Raw genomic sequence first — 475 nt, 5'->3', positions numbered from 1 at the left:
AACAACTACAAGGTGAAGGGCAACATCCACTGGGTGAGCGCCGCGCACGCGTGCCCCGCCGAAGTGCGGATCTACGATCGCCTGTTCAAGGAACCGCATCCGGACGCGGGCGGGCGCAACTTCCTCGAGGCGCTGAATCCGGATTCGAAGAAGATCGTTCAGGCGTACCTCGAGCCGGGCGCGCGCGACGCGCTGCCGGAGGCGCGCTATCAGTTCGAGCGGCCCGGCTCCTTCGTCGCCGATCGCGTCGATTCGAAGCCCGGCCAGCCGGTGTTCAACCGGATCGTCGGCCTGCGCGACAGCTGGGGCAAGCCGGCCTGATAACCGCGGCGCGGGACGACCCGCGAGACGCGGCGCCGAAAGGAGAATGCCCGGTGCGAGCCGGGCATTTTCGTTTTTCGTTTTTCGTTTTCATGTTCGCTAGACGCGCGCCGCGCGCCGGCCGTTCGGCCTTGCGCGTTCTCCACGCGCGCAC

The 475-nt window shown here is 67.2% G+C and carries 1 pseudogene; it reads left to right on the top strand.

From position 1 onward, the window contains the following. Nucleotides 1–321: pseudogene (locus J5M67_RS28245) on the top strand (glutamine--tRNA ligase); the annotation flags it as partial. Nucleotides 322–475: the final 154 nt, after the last annotated feature.

This window comes from Pseudomonas sp. 30_B, from assembly GCF_017491605.1.
In the GTDB taxonomy this organism is placed as follows: Bacteria; Pseudomonadota; Gammaproteobacteria; order Pseudomonadales; family Pseudomonadaceae; genus Pseudomonas.
This window is presented reverse-complemented; position numbering and strand designations above follow the sequence as displayed.